The sequence below is a fragment of the Bacteroidota bacterium genome (assembly GCA_016213405.1).
Taxonomy (GTDB): domain Bacteria; phylum Bacteroidota; class Bacteroidia; order Palsa-948; family Palsa-948; genus Palsa-948.
Genome location: JACRAM010000057.1, coordinates 15,062 through 36,206, shown reverse-complemented (window position 1 = coordinate 36,206; position 21,145 = coordinate 15,062). Strand labels below are relative to the sequence as shown.

The 21,145-nt window shown below is 43.1% G+C and carries 15 protein-coding genes; 1 reads left to right on the top strand and 14 read right to left on the bottom strand.

The features are described 5' to 3' along the window. Positions 1–16: 16 nt before the first annotated feature. The 14 genes from HY841_06690 to HY841_06625 form a co-directional block, all read right to left on the bottom strand. Positions 17–970, bottom strand: coding sequence for a hypothetical protein (locus HY841_06690; GenBank protein ID MBI4930431.1), 954 nt, complete (start codon positions 968–970; stop codon positions 17–19). 107 nt (positions 971–1,077) lie between these two features. After that, a complete protein-coding gene (locus tag HY841_06685) occupies positions 1,078–2,097 on the bottom strand; it encodes an SRPBCC family protein (GenBank protein ID MBI4930430.1) in 1,020 nt (339 codons plus the stop codon). 118 nt (positions 2,098–2,215) lie between these two features. Beyond that, the gene (locus tag HY841_06680) at positions 2,216–8,284 is read right to left on the bottom strand and encodes a T9SS type A sorting domain-containing protein (GenBank protein MBI4930429.1); all 6,069 of its coding nucleotides are present in this window, start codon (positions 8,282–8,284) and stop codon (positions 2,216–2,218) included. A gap of 337 nt (positions 8,285–8,621) precedes the next feature. Further along, positions 8,622–8,840 (bottom strand): hypothetical protein, encoded by a 219-nt coding sequence (locus HY841_06675; protein ID MBI4930428.1) that lies wholly within the window; start codon positions 8,838–8,840, stop codon positions 8,622–8,624. A gap of 317 nt (positions 8,841–9,157) precedes the next feature. Beyond that, on the bottom strand, positions 9,158–10,393 hold the full coding sequence (locus HY841_06670; protein ID MBI4930427.1) for an MFS transporter: 1,236 nt from the start codon (positions 10,391–10,393) through the stop codon (positions 9,158–9,160). 273 nt (positions 10,394–10,666) lie between these two features. After that, on the bottom strand, positions 10,667–11,407 hold the full coding sequence (locus HY841_06665; GenBank protein MBI4930426.1) for an SDR family oxidoreductase: 741 nt from the start codon (positions 11,405–11,407) through the stop codon (positions 10,667–10,669). 6 nt (positions 11,408–11,413) lie between these two features. Further along, positions 11,414–12,358 carry an ABC transporter ATP-binding protein gene (locus HY841_06660; GenBank protein ID MBI4930425.1) on the bottom strand — a complete coding sequence of 315 codons (945 nt, stop codon included), beginning with the start codon at positions 12,356–12,358 and terminating at the stop codon, positions 11,414–11,416. A 38-nt stretch (positions 12,359–12,396) separates the two neighbouring features. Continuing rightward, a complete protein-coding gene (locus HY841_06655; GenBank protein MBI4930424.1) occupies positions 12,397–12,780 on the bottom strand; it encodes a four helix bundle protein in 384 nt (127 codons plus the stop codon). A 45-nt stretch (positions 12,781–12,825) separates the two neighbouring features. Then, positions 12,826–13,989, bottom strand: a complete 1,164-nt coding sequence (gene dnaJ / locus HY841_06650) for a molecular chaperone DnaJ (GenBank protein MBI4930423.1) — start codon at positions 13,987–13,989, stop codon at positions 12,826–12,828. A gap of 90 nt (positions 13,990–14,079) precedes the next feature. Beyond that, entirely contained in the window at positions 14,080–14,652 is a 573-nt protein-coding gene (locus HY841_06645; protein ID MBI4930422.1) for a nucleotide exchange factor GrpE, read from the bottom strand. A gap of 226 nt (positions 14,653–14,878) precedes the next feature. Further along, positions 14,879–15,400 carry a TlpA family protein disulfide reductase gene (locus tag HY841_06640; protein ID MBI4930421.1) on the bottom strand — a complete coding sequence of 174 codons (522 nt, stop codon included), beginning with the start codon at positions 15,398–15,400 and terminating at the stop codon, positions 14,879–14,881. A gap of 23 nt (positions 15,401–15,423) precedes the next feature. Then, entirely contained in the window at positions 15,424–16,728 is a 1,305-nt protein-coding gene (gene murA, locus HY841_06635) for a UDP-N-acetylglucosamine 1-carboxyvinyltransferase (GenBank protein ID MBI4930420.1), read from the bottom strand. Positions 16,729–16,733: 5 nt separating this feature from the next. After that, positions 16,734–17,489 (bottom strand): DUF4290 domain-containing protein, encoded by a 756-nt coding sequence (locus tag HY841_06630; protein MBI4930419.1) that lies wholly within the window; start codon positions 17,487–17,489, stop codon positions 16,734–16,736. A gap of 139 nt (positions 17,490–17,628) precedes the next feature. Continuing rightward, complete coding sequence (locus HY841_06625) at positions 17,629–20,097, bottom strand: UvrD-helicase domain-containing protein (GenBank protein MBI4930418.1); 2,469 nt, start codon at positions 20,095–20,097, stop codon at positions 17,629–17,631. A 177-nt stretch (positions 20,098–20,274) separates the two neighbouring features. On the opposite strand from HY841_06625, the gene HY841_06620 reads away from it, so the two are divergent. Then, positions 20,275–21,132, top strand: a complete 858-nt coding sequence (locus HY841_06620) for a T9SS type A sorting domain-containing protein (GenBank protein ID MBI4930417.1) — start codon at positions 20,275–20,277, stop codon at positions 21,130–21,132. Positions 21,133–21,145: the final 13 nt, after the last annotated feature.

The following is a 21,145-nucleotide window of genomic DNA, read 5'->3' as shown; positions in this document are numbered from 1 at the left end:
CTGAAGGTTTTAATTTTTAGTGATACCCGAATATTTTTGTTTTATCTTTTTTCTTGTATTTCCAGTAGAGTTTCCATCCATAAGGGCAATCATTTGCCACAACCGGAACTGGATTTCCGCTGGCATCCACACCAAATGTGCAAATTAAGTTGAACTCTTTGCCCTCCACAACAACGCTCACTTCTCCCTGAACAGGAGCCCATGCACCGCAAGTAGTGTTCCAGATAACAGGGGTTGTAACCTGACTAGTGAATGCATCGCCATTGCGGGTAGTGCCGTAGTTTTCAAGATTACTTAAACTGTTGTAAGAGCCTGTTCCTTCGCCTGTGCAGGTAAGAACACTGTTTGCCCATACGTAAGTGAATTTTCGGTTCAGGTTGCAGGTAGCAGATTTTCCGTCTTCAAACGTGCAGGTAAGCGCACCGCTGGGAGTAACAGTATGAATCAAACTTGGCTGACCTAAGAAAATCAAATCAAACCAAGTTCCACCGTTTACGTTGGTCACAAGGTGAGTGCCGTCAAATTTAATGCTCTTGTCGTCAGAGGCGCGTGTTACTTTATAACTTAAATATTCAACCTGTAAAACACAACCCGCATTTTTCCATCGCACTCCGCTTGAATAATTCAGAATGGTGAGGCGGATGGAGCCCTCTCTTTTTCGGTTGTTGCACACGGTACCATCATAATTAATTTTGACAATACCTGGACCTATACTATCAATGGATGCACCGCAAATGGTTGTCAAAACCGAAGGAAGCTGGGTGCTTCTTCCTGACATGGATGAATAATTGCCGATAGCTGTGTTGGCATCGCTTACACCCTGATCGGTTTGGCTCTGAATGTTGCGGTTGTCTTCCGATGACTGCCCGTTTTCATTTTTGAATTCTTTCCTTTTTCGGCAGCTTGTTGTAACAAGCAACACGCTCATTGCTGCTATCGAAAGCATGACAATGATTGATTTGTTTTTCATGTAATTATTGTTTTAAAGGTAAATTTAAGAAGAATACTCTTTTAATATTGCTTGGACGTTTTCAAACTGTAATTAGTTACACAGTATTACAAATTCTTAGCTTTTAATTACTTCACAGGGTAATACACATTCGTCAGCCACTTGGTTGAATCGGGTTCTTTGCCCGGGTCAGTAACATATTCTTCAGCAATGGGCGTGAGTTGCATGAATCCTTTTTCATGCATGTAGTCATCCATTGCCATGTGCGCTGTGCCAATTCCGTTGTAGCCGCCCATGTAGGCGATGTGAAGCATTTTTCCTGCGGGAAGAATAAATGTTTCAAACCCTTTCACTTTTGTTTTTGAATCTCCTTTCACGGGAATGGCGGCAGCCATTACAGCGATTTTGTTCACCGTGTCCCAGCTGAAATATAATCCTGAAGGAGAAGCCGCTGGTTCAAGTTTTGCTTTTCCAACCGCTTCAAAAATAGCGGGAAGATTTTTCTGGTAGAACTCCGAAATCTGAGCCCAGCCCAAAGAATCTTTTTTTCCGATGTAAACCATTTCGGGCGAATCCATTTCCATTACTTCAAAGCCGCGGTATTTTTTTGGTCCTGTTGGAATTGCTTCTGCTACTTCTTTAATGCCCGCTAATCCCTTTTCAAAATCAGGTCCCATCATTTTGTCCATGAACAAACCAAAGATTCTTCCGATAGGATTCATTCCCATATCGCTTTCCATGCTCCATGTAACTTTTATTCCACTGTCTGATTTTGCAAAAATAAATTTTCCCGTAGCGGTTCCGTTTTCCATAAAGTTTATTGCAGTAGTAATAGAATCCGGTGTGCTGGAAGTAATCGTCATATCTCCGCTTCCTACATTTTTATTTTCGCTTGTCCATTTTGAAGAGGCGCCCGCACCTGCTTCGCTCCCGCTATATTCTGTTTTCATGGCAGGGTCCATCTTTTGCCAGGGCGACCACTTTTCCCAGTTTTTAAGATTGTTAATCTGCTCGTGAATGATTTCTGCCGGTGCACTGATAGTGAGCGAACGCTCAACATGCACGTGTTTGGGTGAAAGAAATCCGACAATTGAAACTATTGCTGCCAGAACTACCAGCGCAATTAATATTCCTTTAACGATTTTCATGATAAGGTGTTTTTGAGATGATAAGCGAAAATATAACTTTTCTATTTACTGAGCGCGGTTGCAGCACAGCAATAAACAGAGGAAAGAAAGAATAAAAAGAAAAAGGAGAGAGAGGGCGTTACTTCCTCTTCACAAACTTTTGCTGAGAAATGGTTTTGTTATTCATATCGCTGATGATAACAAAATAAATTCCTTCCGCAAAATTGCTGATGTCAATGCTTTCCGCCTGATTGATTCCTTTCACAGTCAGTTGTTTTTGCTGCATCATTTTTCTTCCAAAAACATCTGCTATATCAATGGCGATATTTTCTTCCTGCAAGGATGTGGTGTAAACCATTATTTCATTATTTGCAGGGTTAGGGTAAAACAGATAATGAGGCGCTTGTTTGAAATCAATCACAATAATATTTGCAGCGTATTTTACTGAACCATCAAAATCAGTTTGCTTCAGCCGGTAATAATTAATGCCGATAAAAGGTTCTTTGTCTATGGATTGATAATGCTTTGTGGTACTGCTGTTGCCCGCTCCATCCACTACTGCAAGTTTTTCAAAGTTAAATCCATCCGTTCCGCGTTCCAGCGTAAAATAATCGTTGTTTCTTTCAGAAGCAGTTACCCATTCAAGAATATTTTCTTCCCCATTACTTTTTCCTGTGAAGGATAAAAGTTCAGCAGGAAGCGGGTTGACTCCCGGTGATTTTGAACTAAAAGTAAAAGGACTGAAAGCAGTAACAACATCAGAAGTTACTGTTCCTGCTGCAGTACCAGCGCAAGAACCTGTGTAAGGATTAACGGCTGCTAGATTTTTATTTTCCCAGCAAGCACCCGTGAAACGCCCAACTACTAAATCACCCGGAGTGCCTGTGCAACTGTTTATCCCACTGCTGGCAGCATTTTCCCAATATAAAGTAACCGCTGCGTTTCCTGTGCCTGCAGGTCTGTCAAGTTGCCAATATTCAAATCCGCTTACATTATTCAGCACCGGAAGAGGTGCAGCGCACATAGAAGTAATATTTGTATAAGGCGTGAAAAAATATTGCGCCTGAAAAGTGGAAGCAGCTGTTGGGGCAGAAATCGCTATTCTTGCCCAACGGTTGAAAGCATCACCAACAGGAAATACAAAAGCGGTGGCTCCGATTTTCTGCATCGGTCCGTCAACAAAACTTATAATACTTCCGTAGGGCGAAGGAACTGAAGAGCCGGCATTCATTATTAATAATGGAGGATTGGCAGTATAAATAATTCCATTGGTTAAGGTTAATATTCCTGCAATCACTAAGTTGCTGGTGGCGGTTCCTGTCAATGTCATTCCTCCGCCCGAATTATTCATAGTAACATTGGTCCAGGTTATAGTTCCGGCACTGTTGGTATACGTTTGAGGAATGGTTCCGTTAAATTCAACATTGGGGAAATTCGTAACGGTTACGTTTGATGCCGTGCTGAAGTTGCCGGCAATTTTTATCACATTATTATTGCCATTGAAAACACTGGTCGTATTTTGAGTTACAAAATTTCCTCCTATGTCAAGAGGTGTTGCTGCTGCCAGTATAAGGCTGCCGCCTGTTTTATTAATAACAAGATTTCCGATTTTATTTGCTCCGGTCAATGAGCCGCTGATGTTCTGCACAACAGCGCCATTATTAAAAAGCAGTGTTGCGGTAGATGCCATCGTAAGCGTTCCGTTATTGATAAAGTCACCGCAAACAGTCAGCGTGCAGTTTGGGTTAATCATCAGAGTTGCTCCGGCATTGATAGTAATATTCTGAACGTTTACATTTGAACTGATTATGGGCTGAGCTCCTCCTGAAGCAATGATGGCATTTATCCCGCAGTTAGGCGGACCGCATCCTCCCCAATTTCCTGCCTGAACCCACGCGTTGCTTGTGCTGCTTCCCCAAGTCATGGTGGAACCCGGTGTAGAATAGGCAATGGGCGAAGTGCCGCTGAATTTTAGTGTGTATCCTGAAACATAATCATTCGCATAGTTGCTGACGGCAAGAACATAAATTTCTCCATTGGTGACTGCTAAATTTGCTTCATATGCGCCACCAAATCCCGCATAAGCAGGCGGGGCTGTTCCTGTTGTTGTATACAGTCCGGTTACTCCGAGATAACTATAATTGCATCGAGTGGGCGTAGAGGGAGCAGTTGCAGCAGCAATTTCGGTACAACACCATGTGCCATCACCTGTGCCATTACAAGCGGCTGACCATCTCCATAATGACCAATCGTAGTCGGTTTCATCGCCAGGCGAGATATACCCCGGATTGGATTGTCCGGTCAGTGGGTTCGGGTTGCCATAATCATTGGGAACAATATCAAATGCAAGAGTTCCGTTTGCATTGATGTTGATGGTGTACCATGTAGAACTTTTTTCTCCGCTGGCAAGACATATTCCGGTGCCGGTAAAATCACAGATATTGCCGAATGCAAAATTACCGGGATTGGCAACCGTGGTGGTTTGACCGCAAATAGGATTTGTATATGTTAGAACCGGTCCGCAATCCTGACCTACTACAGGAGGCAATACAGGAAGGGCTATATTGTTTCCATCAATAACCAGAATGGAGAAAGTACCAACGAGATTATCCTCGCCATCTACTCTTATATAGGCATAAGTGCCTGCGCCAATATTCTGAAGATTTAAATAAGAATGGTCGTATTGTGTTCCGCAGGATGCCGCATCCTGATTACAGTCAACATAGGTTAGTCCAGCACAGGAATTGCCTCTATAGACATCAATTTGTGTTTTCAATAATGAACCGGCAGTGGTTTTTATGACAAGGTCTCTGGATGCAGGTATAGTAACTCTGTACCAAATTGTATTCATCGCTCCGGTTGTCCAGCAGGCGGGGGCTACCGGCTCACCCATAGCGTTGGTGCAGGTGTTGTCTCCATTTGCGCTCACGCCAAGCGTTAAGGGTATGGCTCCGCTGCAAGGGTCGTTAGCTGTATTTCCGCCTGGTGCGCTGATGGTAATATCATAATTTACATAATCACCCGGAACCGACCAACTGTCTACAATAACATAATAGTATCCGGCTGAAGGAATGTTAATATCGGCAGTAAGAAATCCGCCAATGGTGCCGGTGGTAGAATTAAATATGCAGGTGCTTCCGCTCACATCCGGGCAGCCATTATAAACCTGAAAACCGATAGAGGTGGAACTGGTATTGCTGAGTGTAACATTAACACAACCGGCAGCGCCTACCAATACTTTATATACCTTATCATTGTCTGATTCATAACTTGAGCCGCAGGAAGCAACACTTGCATTGGTGTAATCATCGCCCATGCAGGCGGTGGTTTCTCCTGTTTTTAAATACGGCAAAGTGATGTTCACAGGATTGGCGCAAGTGGTTCCTGTGCGCGGGGTGGTGGTTATCTGAATATCGTCAACGGCAATGGGCGGTTGTGTGCCTCCGCCTCCATCATTCCACCATGAGAAAATAAGCCGCCATGTTTCGTTTCCTCCGCAGGCAACAGGCAATGTATTTGTAAACTGCTGCCATGTTGCCGATTGATTATATACATAAGGAGTTAACTCATAAGTGGAACTTACCTGTGTTCCGGCAACCGGAGTAACCGAAGTAGGAGCAAAAAATACTCTCAGATAATCATACGAAGCGCTTTCTCCCATTCCTTTCCAATAAAATCTCAACGCATAATCATTGCTTCCCGCAGGAAAAGTTATGTCTTTATAAAAATGAACGGTTGATGTTGCAGTAATATCATAATCATTATCTGTACCTCCCCCATTATGAATATACATTGAATTGGCTCCTGTATAAAAAGTATTTGTGCCTCTTATCCATACATTGGGTTGAGCGCCATTCACTATTGTCCAGTCGGTGCAGGTTTCAAAACCATCGGTGATAGGCGGTGTGGTTTGCGAAGGAGTGTATGAAGCGCCTGTTGCAAATGACCAAACCGTTGCACAGGCGCCAGCGCCTCCGCCATTGCGCGGAACTATTCTCCAGTAATAAGTAGTGCTTGGCAAAAGCGTTCCGGGATTATAGAATAAAGAAGTAACATTGGTAAGATATGGCGGAGCAGCAGCAGTGCCAAAATACACATCATAACTGGTTGCAGGGTTGCAGGCGGTAACGGCAGGTGCAGTCCAGTTCAATATGGCATTTATCCCGCAGGTGATTCCCGATGCGCCATTTGCAGGTGAAGTATAGGTAGCGCAGCCGGGAACTCCGGGAACTCCAAGCCAGAGATTATCAATGCCGATATCTGTGCTGCCATAATCGGAAGTGCCTCTGAATCGTAGTACACAGGTAGCAGAGGTTGAAGTGATATTAACAGTTTGGTTTGTCCATCCTGAATTGGGTGGCAGAGTTAAAAGAGTAGTAGGAAATGTTGCGCCTCCATCTGTTGAAAGCATCACATCAAGCACATCGCTTCCGCTGGTATTATTATAATCAAAACACAATGACTTTGTTCCGGCAGGGCTGAGGTTAACATATAAGTCCAGATTTCCTTGCAAACCGCTGGAAGCCCAGGCAGAATGGAAACGGGCAGAATAGGTGCCAAGAGTGCTGGTAGGTGCATAGACACCTCCTGCCGGAGTAGACCATGCGGCAGCGGCTCCATCATCATCTCTTCGCCATGAATTATTTCCTGTGGCAGGTGTGTTTATCCATGCATTTGTTGGAATATCGCGGGTGTCGCAACGGTTTATCCATGGACCTTCAAAACTCTGAGAGTAAGGGATGGTAGCATAAGTAGGTGTTCCGGTAATGGTTACTAAGGTGCTTGCCGAGTAGGCGAATAATGCGCTGTTCGAGCAGGTAATTACACAGCGGTAGTTGGTGCTCGCTCCAGGAGTGGCTGTGTAGGTGGATGAAGTTGCCCCTGCAATATTTGTCCATGTAGTAATAGGATTGGGTGATGATTGCCACTGAAAAGTTATGCCACCGGCAACTGTATAACCCGATGCAGAAATGGTAGAACTCTGCCCGAGGCATATTGATGCAGGCGAAGCCGAAGCCGTGCCGCCTGCGGGAGTGCCGGAGCAGGGAAGTAAACATCTTAAATTATCAATTCCAATATCAGTAGAACCATAATCGGCAGTAGCCCTGAACCGTATAACCGTGGTGGCTGAAGTGGTTGTAATACTAATGGATTGTTGTGTCCAGCTTCCGGCAACGGCATAAGAGCCCAGCGTGGTGGGAAAGGTGCTGCCTCCGTTGGTAGATTGCAACACATCAAGCACATCGGTGCCGCTCGTATTTATATAATCGAAAGTTAAAGTTTTGGTGCCGGCAGGGCTGCAGTCAACATATAAATCTAAAATACCCTGCAAGCCGCTTGTCGCGTTTCCGCTGTGAAACCGTGCTGAATGGGCAGTGGTGGTAAATACCGGAGAATAAATGTAAGAACCCGGTACACCCCATGCAGCAAGCGCGCCTTCATCATCTCTGCGCCATGAATTATTTCCGGTAGAAGGATTTGCAGCCCAATTGGTACTCGGTATATCATTTATTCCAGCACCGCATGAACTTGTCCATGATTCAAAGTCTTGTGTGTAGCCAAGCGATGCATAAGTTGGAACTACAGGAGCTAATGAAATAAGTGAAATATTATCTACTGCTGCCGGAGGATTTGTTCCAACTGAAGCATCATTTCTCCAACTGAAAACCAAACGTTTTGTTGTTCCTGCATTTGATGCCGGAATTGTGATAGTAGCGCTTTGCCAAGTTGTTTGCGCATTATAAGGTCCTCCAATTAAATCTAACGATGCCTGCTCTGTTCCCGCTGTAACAGCGGTTGCAGTGCTTGTCAAATAAACTTTTAGGTGGTCGCAACAAGATTCTCCGTCTCCTTTCCAGTTAAATGTTAGTGTAATGCAGGTCTCGCCTGCAGGAAAGGTAACATCTCTGTAAAAATGTGATACACGAGTAGCTGTATTATCGTAATCATTAGTAGTTCCAGCATTAGTAGTTATATATATGCTTTTAGTTCCTGCAAAAGCGGTGGCGGTGTTTACTATCCATTTATTCCTTGCATCGTTTACGGCAGTCCATCCGTTGGCTGCTGGAGTGCTGGTTGCATTTTCAAAACTTCCGTTAGGGTTTGTTGCAACGCCAGAATTAATAATGACAGTGGCAAAACCCGAATTACAAAAAATAAATGAGGAGAAAACAACAGTAAATAAATATGATTTGTAAAAATTCATCATTACATATAGCGGAAAAATTAAAATCCTGCTCTATAAATTTACATTATTAATTTGCAAGTGTACGCCATAAATCCCGCGTTTTAGCAACAATTACTTAACATTTAGACGAGTGATGGGTTTTTGTCGATGAACTATCCGTAATCTATCGGCAGAACCAAGAATAGTTTAGACATATAACCAACAAAGCAAATGCTTTATTCAAAGAACCAAAAGTTGTACTTACCAACAAAAAACCGTAAACCGAAAACTGTAAACCCTAAACACTCTGTTGTTATCGCCCATCCGAAAATGTTTAAGTGGGAGAAGAGGTGTCTGTGCAGGAAGGAAGGCGACCATTCTACCGCACGGAAAAATAATTTCTCAGCCCCAGAGAATCATTTTCCCTCACCAGAGAATCATTTTCCCTCACCAGAGAATCATTCTCCCTCACCAGAGAATCATTTTCCCTCACCAGAGAATCATTCTCCCTCACCAGAGAATCATTCTCCCTCACCAGAGAATCATTTTCCCTCACCAGAGAATCATTCTCCCGCACCAGAGAATCATTTTCCCTCACCAGAGAATCATTCTACCGTGCAAAATTTCAATAATTTATATATAGGACTTTCGCAAGAATGGTACAGATACAGGGCTTACGCAAACAATTAAAAATGGAACGCAGATGACACAGATTAAGCAGATAATCGCGGATCAAATCAGCGGAAATCATAAAAATCAGCGTTATCAGCATTCTATTCTTCTTTTGCGTAAGTCCTAAGATAACTAAAAAATACGAATTTTCGAATAAACAGCTGGCTGTACCTTTCGTAAATTCGCAACATTTCGCTATCTGTACCACTTTCTGCGTAAAGTCCTAAGTGTGTAAGTCCTGAGTTAATGAATCGTCTTCAAATCTAATTTCCTCAGCTTGGGAGAAATCTTCGCCACAAGCCCCACAATTCCAATCGTCATGCAGCCGCCAAATATCACCGATGGAACCAATCCTAAAAGTTTTGCCGCCACACCCGATTCAAACGCGCCTATTTCGTTGGATGAGCCGATGAACATTCCGTTCACTGCGGCAACGCGCCCGCGCATTTCATCGGGAGTGGATAATTGTAAAATGATGTGCCGCACCACCACGCTCACATTGTCAAAAGCACCGCTGAGCGCGAGAATAAAGAGCGAGAGGTAAAAATTTTCTGACAACGCGAACGCAATCATGCAGAGTCCGAAACCCGCTACGCACCATAGCAGCGTTCTTCCCGCGTTTTTCTTCTGAGGATAGTAAGCCAGAATTCCTGCCATCACCACCGCGCCCAACGCAGGCGCTGCGCGTAAAAATCCGAATCCCTGACTGCCGACATGAAGAATATCGGTAGCGAAAATCGGAAGCAGAGCCGTGGCGCCTCCAAACAGTATGGCAAACAAATCCAGCGAGAGCGCGCTGAACACAATCTGGTTGTTGTAAACGAACCGGATTCCTGCCGATAAGTTCCTTATGAATGACTCATCGGTGGTTTTCTTCGGAACGCCTTTCTTTTTTATCAGCAGGATGAAAATCAGCGAGAGAGAAATCATCGCCAGCGAAGAAGCATATGAAAATTTCATGCCGATGAATCCGAGAATCAATCCCGCCATGGCAGGTCCCGCCACTGCGGCAATGTGAAAAACGGTGGAACTCCAGGTGGCTGCATTCGGAATTTGCCCGCGCGAAACAATCTGCGGAAGAATGGCAAAGTAAGTGGGACCGATAAATCCGCGCGCGATTCCGGTCATGAAGATGACGCCATAAATAGGAAGCGCGCCATAGTTTTCAATCGCGTGAGAAGAACCGGTGGTGAACCACAACAGCAATGAAGTGGCGATCATAAAGAATAATGTTGCTGCAAGAATTATTTTTTTCCGGTCAGCGATGTCGGCAATATGCCCGGCAAAAGGAGCGATGCAGATGAACGGAATGGCTTCTGCCAAACCGATAAGTCCGAGTGAAAGCGCATCGTTGGTAAGTTCTTTAACTTGCCAGCCCACCACCGTGTATTGCATCTGCGCGCCAAGAATAAGTGTGAACCGCGCGAGCGTGTAGAAGATGAATTCTTTTTCTTTAAAAGCGGAGAAAGGGGAAGACATAATGGCTGATGGTTAATGGCTAATGGTTGATGGAAAAATAAAAAAAGACTGGCTGTTTACATTAGATAATATTCCGAATAAGAAACAGTAGAAAATTATGGTACAGATAACGAAACCATACAGATGTACAGAAATACAAATTGATGCGAATCTGTATGGATTTGTATTTCTGTACATCTGTAACAATCCGTTATCTGTACCAATTTCATTATACAATCCTTAATCGGAATAAACTCTATTATACATCATCCATTAATCATTAACCATTGTATTTTACGGTGTGTTCAGTGCCATCTGCAAAACTTTTCCATTAAAATATTTCTGCCCGTTGATTGCGAAATCAGAAACAAACTTGGCCGCTTCATCTGCCGTGATGGGCGCTTTGAAATTCGGAAATGCTTCTTTAAGCATTTCTGTCTGCACCGCGCCAAACGCAATGGCGTTGAATGAAACATGCCTGCCGGCAGGCATGTGTTTTTCCTGCTTATATTCTTCAGCCAAACATTCAGTCAGCGTAATCAGCGCTCCTTTGCTTGAACTGTAAGCGGAAAGCCCGGGAAACTTAACACTGCCCTGAATGCCGCCCATGCTGGCGATGTTGAGGACATGCGAAGCCCCCTCTCTTGTCTCCCCCATTGGGGGAGAGGACATTAGAGGCAGTAATGCCTGTGTTAGTTCAGCAATTGCAAAAACATTTACGCAGAAAACTTTTTCAAATTCACTTCGTGTAATTTGCTCAAAAGGTTTTTTGATGAATGTGGCTGCGTTGTTTATCAATACATCAACTGTTGCCTCACCCTCGGTCCCTCTCCCGGAGGAGAGGGAAGAAAGAATTTTCGGAAGCAAATCTTTTGTGATATTTCCCTTTTCAAAATCAAACGAAATCGGAATTACTCCCGGCAGTTTACTTTTCTCTACACTTCTTGCAATGGCAATTACCTTGTGTTCTTTGCAGAGAATCTTTGCGGTTTCATAGCCGATTCCTCTGCTGGCGCCTGTGATGATTATGTTCATTCGTATTTACTCGGTAAGACCAACGGTTGCATGCACTTCCGTTTCCTGAACTTTTGAAATGAAAATATCATTCATGCTTGGCAGTATTTCGCGGAAGCCAAGTATCTGCACATAGGGGAGAACGGTGCTGAGCAAATCGTTGGGAGATTTATCGTAAAGCAGTTTCACTTTTGCTTTGCAATGCTGACCTTCTTCCGATTTTTCCAGCAATTCAAAATCTTTGAAGAGCGCTTTGGTGAAGGTCATGAGGTTTCCGGAAAACTCCACTTCGTAGGTATTGGCTTTGTATTGCTGCCGGATTTCTTTTACCGAGCCGTGCAGAATTGTTTTTGCGTTGTTGAGAAGCGCAATGTAGTCGCACAGTTCTTCCACTGAACTCATGTTGTGCGTGGAAAGTAAAATGGTTGTGCCGTTCTCTTTCAGGCGGAGAATTTCATTTTTGATGAGAGAAGCATTGATAGGGTCAAACCCGCTGAAGGGCTCGTCCAATATTAAAACTCTTGGCTCGTGCAGCACCGTAACCACAAACTGAACTTTCTGCTGCATGCCTTTTGATAGTTCTTCCACTTTCTTTTTCCACCAGCTCTCCATCTCAAATTTCTCGAACCACATTTTTAATTTCTTCTGCGCGTCTTTTTTGCTCAGCCCTTTTAACTGCGCGAGGTAAAGGCATTGCTCGCCCACTTCCATTTTTTTGTACAGCCCGCGCTCTTCGGGCAGATAACCGATTTGTTCCGCATGGCGGGGAGAAAGTTTTTCTCCTCCGAAAAAAACATCTCCGCTATCGGGCGCTGTGATTTGATTGATGATGCGGATGAGCGTGGTCTTTCCCGCTCCGTTCGGACCGAGCAAACCGAAAATACTTTTCTCCGGCACAGAAATGCTCACCTCATCCAGCGCAGTGTGGTTGGAAAAACGCTTGACTATGTTTTGTGCGGAAATGATATCCATGTTGAAGATTGCAAGTTACAGGTTACAGGTTGATGGAATTATTTATTGTTTTTCTTTTCATATTCTTTTAGATACTTAATCAATCCTGCAATTTGTTTTGATATAAGAATCAATCGCTGATACATCTCGTCATAGAATGTTTCATTTATGAATTCAATCTTATGAAGAACATACAACTTGCTTCTTAATTCTCCAGCGGAACCTTTTGAATATCTCAGAAACTTAATGAAATCTTTATTGTTGTCGTATTCAAATCCTTCAGCAATATTATCAGAAATTGACATTGCTGCTCTTCGAATCTGGTCTTTTAATCCATAGTCCTGTTTTAGTTTTCCCTCTTCACTTAATTTATAAATATCAACAGCAATTTCAATGGCTGATTTCCATATATCTAAATCTTCAAACCGTTTTATTTTTCCCACTGTACTGTATTTAATCTGTAACCTGTAACTTGTAATCTGTAACTTTTACTCAAACATCTCCTTCATCCTTTCAAAAAAACTTTTATCTCTTTTGTCGGGATGGGGTTTGAAGTTATCCGACTCGCGGAGTTTTTCCAGCATCTTTTTTTCTTCGGAAGATAAATGCTGCGGAGTCCATACATTGATGCTGACGAGCAAATCCCCTCTCGCGTAGCCGTTCACATCCGGAATTCCTTTTCCTTTCAGGCGGAGAATTTTTCCCGGCTGCGTGCCGGCATCAATTTTCACTTTTGCTTTTCCTTCCAGCGTGGGCACTTCCACCGAAGTTCCTATCGCTGCATCCACAAAGTTGAGATGATGTTCGTAAAAAATATTATTTCCCTCGCGCTTGAAGTGCGGATGTTCTGCTTCTTCAATGGCAATAATTAAATCTCCGGCAACACCGCTGCGCGGACCCGCATTTCCTTTTCCGCTCATGGATAACTGCATTCCTTCCGCCACGCCTGCCGGTATATTTATCGAAATAATTTCTTCTCCTCGCATGATGCCGTCACCGTTGCAGTAGCGGCATTTGTCTTTGATGATTTGCCCCTCACCTCCGCATTGCGGACAAACCGAAGCCGTTTGCATGTATCCGAGAATGGTTTGCTGCGTGCGGGTTACCTGCCCTGAACCTTTGCAGGTTCCGCAAGTGCTGAAGCCCGAACCTTTATTCGCACCCGTGCCGCTGCAATGCGTGCATGAAATATATTTATGGACTTTTATTTTTTTCTCAACGCCCGTTGCGATTTCTTCCAGCGTAAGTTTTACTTTGATGCGGAGGTTGGAGCCGCGGTTCAGTCTTCTCCCTCCCCGTGAGCGCGAACCTCCGCCTCCGAAAAAACTTTCAAAGGGATGCTCTCCTCCGAAAATATCACCGAAGCGGGAGAAGATATCGTCCATATCCATGTGATGAAATCCACCGCCTCCGTGACCGCCCGCATTACCCATTCCCGAGTGCCCGAACTGGTCGTAGCGTTTTCTTTTTTCAGCATCGCCTAATACTTCATACGCTTCAGCAGATTCCTTGAACTTTTCTTCTGCTTGTTTGTTATTTGGATTTCGGTCAGGATGAAACTCCAACGCATTCTTGCGGTACGCTTTTTTTATTTCGTCCGCGTTTGCTCCTTTCGGAACGCCCAGTATTTCGTAGAAATCTCTTTTTGCCATAAATTTAATTTGAAGATTTCCTAATTTGAAAATTTGAAAATGGGTTATTTATTTTCAAATCTTCAAATTGACGCATTTTCAAATTTTGTTTCAATTACCTACCACTACTTTCGCATGCCGTATCACTTTTCCATTCAGGTAATATCCTTTTTCTATTTCTTCCACCACTTTTCCTTTCATATCTTCCGATGGAGCAGGAATGTTTGTCACTGCATCGTGCAGCTCAGAATCAAAAATTTCTCCTGTGGATTTCATTTCTTCCAGACCGCTTTGCGTCAGAATATTTTTGAATTTATTATAAATGAGTTCTTCTCCCTGTTTGATAATATTGATGTCGGTGATTTCTGCCAGGGATTTGAATGCTCTTTCAAAATCATCCAGCACCGGAATAATTTTTTTGAAAATATCTTCGCCTGCGTACCTCAGCAGATCAATTCGCTCCTTCGACATTCTTTTTCTGTAATTCTCAAAATCGGCATACAGCCGGATGTATTTATCATTCAGCTCTGCCAGTTTTTCTCCTGCTCCGATAGTATCTGGGTCAGAAGTTTTTTCATCCGCAGTATCTACAGATGCTTCCTTCATTATTTCTTCTGAGGGAGTTTGCTTTTCCTCTTTCTTTTTATCGTTATTTTTTTTACTCATATTTTTAGAATTTGTCATTCCGGGTGTAACGAAGAATCTCATTATGGAGATTCCTCACTTCGTTCGGAATGACACAGCCAGGTGTCAATCATCCTGCCATTTCAGGATGGCAAATATAATAAAGCCAAAGTGACGGAATGGATGAAGTGAAAAGAAAAGATTGGGACGAAAGGTCAGTTGTCAGTAGTTGGTTGTCAGTTGATGTTTACGACTAACATAACAACTGGCTACTGACCACTAACAATTATTTCACATACTTCTGAAGTTCTTCATCAAGAGCCGGACCTCTGAGATTTTTTGCGAGAATGATTCCGTTTGCATCAATGAGGACGTTGGTGGGAATTGAATTTACGCCATACGTTTTTGCCGCTTCGCTGTACCACCATTTCAAATCGCTTACATGATTTGTCCAGATGAGTCCGTCTTTCTGAATTGCCTGCACCCATTTTTCTTTTTGATTGTCGAGCGATACGCTGTAGATTTCAAACCCTTTCGCTTCCTTGAATTTTTTATCCTTGAACTTGTTGTATGCGGCAACCACATTCGGGTTTTCCATCCTGCACGGACCACACCACGATGCCCAGAAATCTATCAGCACCACTTTTCCTTTCAGAGAGGATAGCGCGATGAATTTGCCGTCAACGCCTGCCAGTTTTATTTCAGGAGCTTTATCTCCGATATTGAGTCCCACTTTTGCGTCCTGCAAAAATGAAAAAAGGAAAACAGATGCAAGAACCAAAACAGAGAGAGAGATTATTTTTTTCATATAGGGGGTTTTCTTAGTTGTGTTTACTTTCTTACAATTTCCGCGCCAATTTTATTCAGGCGCGTGTCAATGTTTTGATATCCTCTGTCAATTTGTTCAATATTGTTAATGGTGCTTTTTCCTTCGGCAGACATTGCCGCTATGAGAAGCGCAACCCCTGCGCGTATATCGGGCGAACTCATTTCAATTCCCCTCAGCGAACGTTCGCGGTTGATGCCAATCACCGTTGCGCGGTGGGGGTCGCATAAAATAATCTGTGCGCCCATATCTATCAGTTTATCTACAAAAAACAAACGGCTTTCAAACATTTTCTGATGGATGAGTACCGTTCCTTTTGCCTGAGTGGCGGTGACGAGGATTGCGCTGAGCAGATCGGGAGTGAGTCCGGGCCAGATGGAATCGGCTATAGTGAGAATAGAACCATCAATATAGGTGTCAATCTCGTAATTTTTTTGAGACGGAATATAAATGTCATCTCCTCTTAGTTCCATTTGGATTCCAAGTCGTTTGAATGTATCAGGAATAATTCCGAGATGCTCGTAGCCGACATTTTTGATAGTGATTTCTGATTGGGTCATGGCGGCAAGACCGATGAAACTTCCCACTTCAATCATATCCGGAAGCATTCGGTGCATGCATCCTTCTAAAGAATCTACTCCTTCAATCGTGAGAAGATTAGAGCCGATGCCGGAAATCTTTCCGCCCATGCTCACAATCATCTTGCATAGCTGCTGAATGTAGGGTTCGCAGGCAGCGTGGTAAATGGTGGTCTTTCCTTTTGCGAGAACGGCAGCGAGAATAATATTTGCAGTGCCGGTTACCGATGCTTCATCCAAAAGCATGTACGTTCCTTTTAGCTGTGATGCATCTACTTTATAGAAATTTGTTTTCTCATCGTAATCAAACCTTGCTCCGAGTTTCTGAAATCCGATGAAGTGCGTGTCCAGTCTTCTTCTTCCGATTTTATCTCCGCCAGGTTTTGGTATGTATCCTTTTCCGAAGCGGGCGAGGAGAGGACCCATCACCATGATGGAACCACGTAGCGCTGCTGCTTTCTTTTTGTATTCGTCCGTGAGAAGATAATCTACGTTTACGCTGTCGGCTTGAAAAATATAAGTGTCCTCACTCTTCTTTTCAACTTTTACTCCTAGCGATTTCAGCAGGTCAATTAATTTGTTTACATCAACAATGTTCGGAATATTCGAAATGGTAATTTTTTCAGGAGTCAGAAGAACAGCACATAAAATTTGCAATGCTTCGTTCTTCGCTCCCTGAGGAATGATTTCCCCTTTTAATTTTTTTCCTCCTGTGACTACGAAACTGCTCATAGGATTTAACGCCCTCTGTTTCTGTTTCTGCTATTATTGCTTCTTCCATGCCCGCCACCATGTCCGTGTCTTCCTCCGCGTCCGCGGTCCCTGTCTCTTCCTCCTCCTCTGGATTCATCCACTTTTGGATTCATATTTTTTGTACGGGCAAGAATATCGTTCGTGCTGGCCATGCGGAAATTTTCAGACACTTTTAATTTCCCTTTTGAAAGGTCTTCTAACTCCTGAAGAATCACGCTGTCGCTCACGGTATCTCTGTTCCACACGAGATAAGATTTTTTCATCAGGTTAGCGATGGCTTCCACAAAAGCATTTTTTTCTTCTCCTGCTTTCATGGAAGTTGCCTTTTCAATCATGCGTTCAACTCCTCTTCCGTAATGCTTGAAGCGCATTTTTTTTGTTGGATACGCTACTTTATCTGGTTTTGTTGTGAGAATTTCTTTTGGAGGTTTGGAATAAGGCGAGTCAACATCCAGCTTGAAATCGGAAATAATAAAAAGGTGATCCCAGAGTTTGTGGCGGAAATCCGTGAGGTCGCGGAGCATCGGGTTCAAACGCCCCATGATGGCAATGATGGAATGGGCAACATTATTCCGCTCTTCTTTATTTTTTATCGTGCAGGCATATTCGATTAGTTTCTGAATGTTGCGCCCGTATTCAGGAATGATCAGGTGAGGCAGTTGGGTATTGTACTGCATGCTGTGCTTTTCGGCTGTTTCAAATTTATCTTTTGAATCTTTTGAACTTGGTTTGGCTGCCATATTTTGATTTCAGGTTTTCGAATTAATCAGATACGCAAAAGTAGGCGAATTATTGTAACAGACCTCACCCGAGTCTTTGCAGGAAGGGGATACTGTGCTGTTCCCCCTCTCCTTAAGGAGAGGGGTTGGGTGAGGTGCTCTACCCTGCAATCTGCAGTTTCGCAAATTTAAGTAGCAATTGTTTCTGCCCTTCGCTTTCAAATTCAACGGTAGCTTTTGAATTCGGAAAAATCCCTTCAATGTTTATCACTTTTCCATTTCCAAAACGATCGTGAGAAACCGTCATTCCAATCTGCAAATCTTTCAAATGCTGCTGGCTTTCGGTAGTTGGTTTGTATCGGGCAATAGTTGCGTTGATTAATTTCTTTTGTGCTGGCGGCTGGTTTCTAGCTGCTGGCTTCTGGCTGTTCTCTTGTGATTTGTGATTTGTGATTTGTGATTTGTTTTCTTTCCTGAAAACAGGTTCTTCATAAATTGTATCGGCTCCGTTTTCTTTGCGATTCCATTTTTCTCTTGCTTCGCCAAAATTATCTTCTCTATGCGATGAATGAGAAAACTCCATATACTTCGCGTCAATTTCTTCTATGAAACGGCTGGGCTCGCTGTTGTTGAGCGAACCGCGGTGAAAGCGCGTGGCGGCAAATGTGAGAACGGATTTTTTCTTCGCGCGGGTGAGTGCAACATAAAATAATCTTCGCTCTTCTTCCAGATCATCCCGTGAATTCATGCTGAATGAGTTGGGGAAAAGATTTTCTTCCATGCCGACAATGAATACATGAGAAAATTCCAAACCCTTTGCCTGGTGAATCGTCATCAGCGAAACGTGGTCGCGGTTTTCGGGTTCTGTTTTTTTGTCAGAATCGGTGAGCAATGCGATGTCGGACATGAAAACATCTAGTGTTCGGTTATCGGTTATCGGAGATCGGCCAACAGCCGGTTTTTGGTTTTCCACCGATGACTGATCACCGATTACCTGTTCTTCGGCTGTCAATTCCGGCATATCAATCGCTTTGAACTCCTCTCCAACAGAAAATTCTTTTAAAGCTCCCAGCAATTCCTCAATATTCTCATAGCGCGAAACGCCTTCAGGAGATTTATCGTTATAAAGTTCTTTGAGAATATGTGTGGAAGCGGCAATATGATTTCCCAGATCGTACGCATTGGTGATAGGAAGCATTGCGGAAAAACTTTTTATCATCGTGATAAAATTGCTGAGGCGCTCGCGTGTTCCTGAATTCATTTCTAATTGGAAGTCGCCCAGATTTTCCATTACTGTGAACAGACTGATGTTGTGGTCATTCGCGCAGACGATTATTTTTTCGATGGTAGTGTTTCCGATTCCACGCGTGGGATAATTGATAACGCGCTTCATCGCTTCCTCATCGTGATTGTTTATTGTGAGGCGGAAGTAGGCGAGGAGGTCTTTGATTTCTTTTCGCTGGTAAAAGGAGAGCCCGCCATAAATTTTGTAAGCGATATTTTTTTTGCGAAGCGCTTCCTCCATCGCGCGGGACTGCGCGTTCGTGCGGTATAAAATCGCGAACTCTTTCGGATACATTTGCAGTTGCATCATGCTCTCAAAGATCATCTGCGTCACCATTCTTCCTTCTTCGTTGTCGGTGAGCGCGCGCACTACTTTTATTTTATCGCCTTCATCATTATCGGTCCAGATGATTTTCGGAATCTGGTTTTTATTTTTTGTAATGAGACTGTTTGCCGCGTTCACAATATTTTTTGTGGAGCGGTAGTTCTGCTCCAGCTTGAATGTGCGCACATCGGGATAATCGCTTTTGAAATTCAGAATGTTCTGAATGTTCGCACCGCGGAAAGCGTAAATGCTCTGCGCGTCATCGCCCACCACACAAATATTTTCAAAACGTGCCGCGAGTTGTTTGATAATTACATATTGAACGAAGTTCGTGTCCTGGTACTCATCTACTAAAATATATTTGAACTTGTTCTGGTATTTATAAAGTATATCCGGATAATCGCGCAGGAGAATGCTGGTGTTGTAAAGGATGTCGTCAAAATCCATGGCGCCAGCTTTGAAACAGCGTTTGCAATATGTTTCAAAGATTGCTCCGAACTCAGGGCGACCGGACATTTTATCGTGCTCGGTGAATTGTGAATGATGCTGATACGCTTCATAAGAAATCAACTGCGTTTTCATAGCGGAAATTCTTCCCAGCACGATGGATGCTTTGTACACTTTATCATCCAGATTATTTTGCTTCACAATATCTTTGATAAGATTTTTTGCGTCATCCATATCATAGATAGTGAAATTGGCGGGATAATTCAGTTTGTCGTGTTCATAGCGCAGAATACGCGCAAACACCGAGTGAAAAGTTCCCATCCATAAATTGCGCGCTTCATTATCGCCCACCAGATTCATAATGCGCTCTTTCATTTCACGCGCGGCTTTGTTGGTGAATGTGAGCGCGAGAATGTTGAACGCGTCAATATCTTTATGGAGAAGATGAGCGATGCGGTAGGTGAGCACACGCGTTTTGCCCGAGCCAGCACCTGCCACAATCATCACTGGTCCGTCTTTGCAAAGGACAGCTTCGCGCTGCGATTCGTTGAGTTCGTTTAAATAATTACTCATAAGGACTCGCTGTCATTTCGAACGAAGTGAGAAATCTCATGATGAGATTCCTCGTTTCACTCGGAATGACAATACGGAATGGCGAAGTTAAATGATTTGTCCACGAAAAATCTTTCTGTTGAAAACTCTTGCCCGAACAAAACTCAATGCTTACATTTACCAACTAAACTAAATCAAATGAAAAAATTTATCCTCATCACTCTCCTTGCATTTGGAATAAATGCAAAGGCGCAGATTACGTTGGAGCATACTTATGATAGTGCTTCGACTTATGGTGTTATGAATACTTCTACTACTACTTCACGCTCATCTCAATTAATGATTATTAATTTTGAAGTATCTGGTGAAAAATATGTTAAGATAAACCGAACGGGAAAAGTGATTGATATATATGACATGAATCATTCATTAGTGAAGACGATTTCTTTCGCAAGTTTTCCTCAGACTTGCAACGGTGTACCTACCATACTTTATTTATCAGAAAAATTATTTGATATTGACTCTCAGTTGGAGTTTATGTATCTGTATAATGATTGTGCTGGAGCGGTCACTACAAAAATTTATAAAGAAGACGGAACTTGTATTTTTACAGAGGATAGTATGGCGGCATGGATAATGGTTAACGTCCAATTGCAACAATATCCGATTTACAATACATCTCAAGGAACAAAAATGATTTTAAGTCATCAGAATGCTTATAATGGTGATGCTAATGTTTATGGTTTGCCTGGCACATTGAGTATGGGCATACAAGAAGGAAATAACCTACTGCTAGCTCAAAGCAGTATTTCAAATGCTTATCCCAATCCTTCCATCAACTCCACCCGCATTGATTATACTTTTCCCAATGGAGTAAGCCAAGGTGAAATTATTTTTTATGATCTGCAGGGCAAAGAAATAAAACGGTATAAGGTGGATAAAACTTTTGATCATCTTTTAATTTCTACGGCCGATATTCCGGCAGGCACTTATTTTTTCCAGCTGCAAACTTCTGATCAGGCGAGTGAGGGGAGGAAAATGGTTGTCATAAAATGACTATCAGCGAATA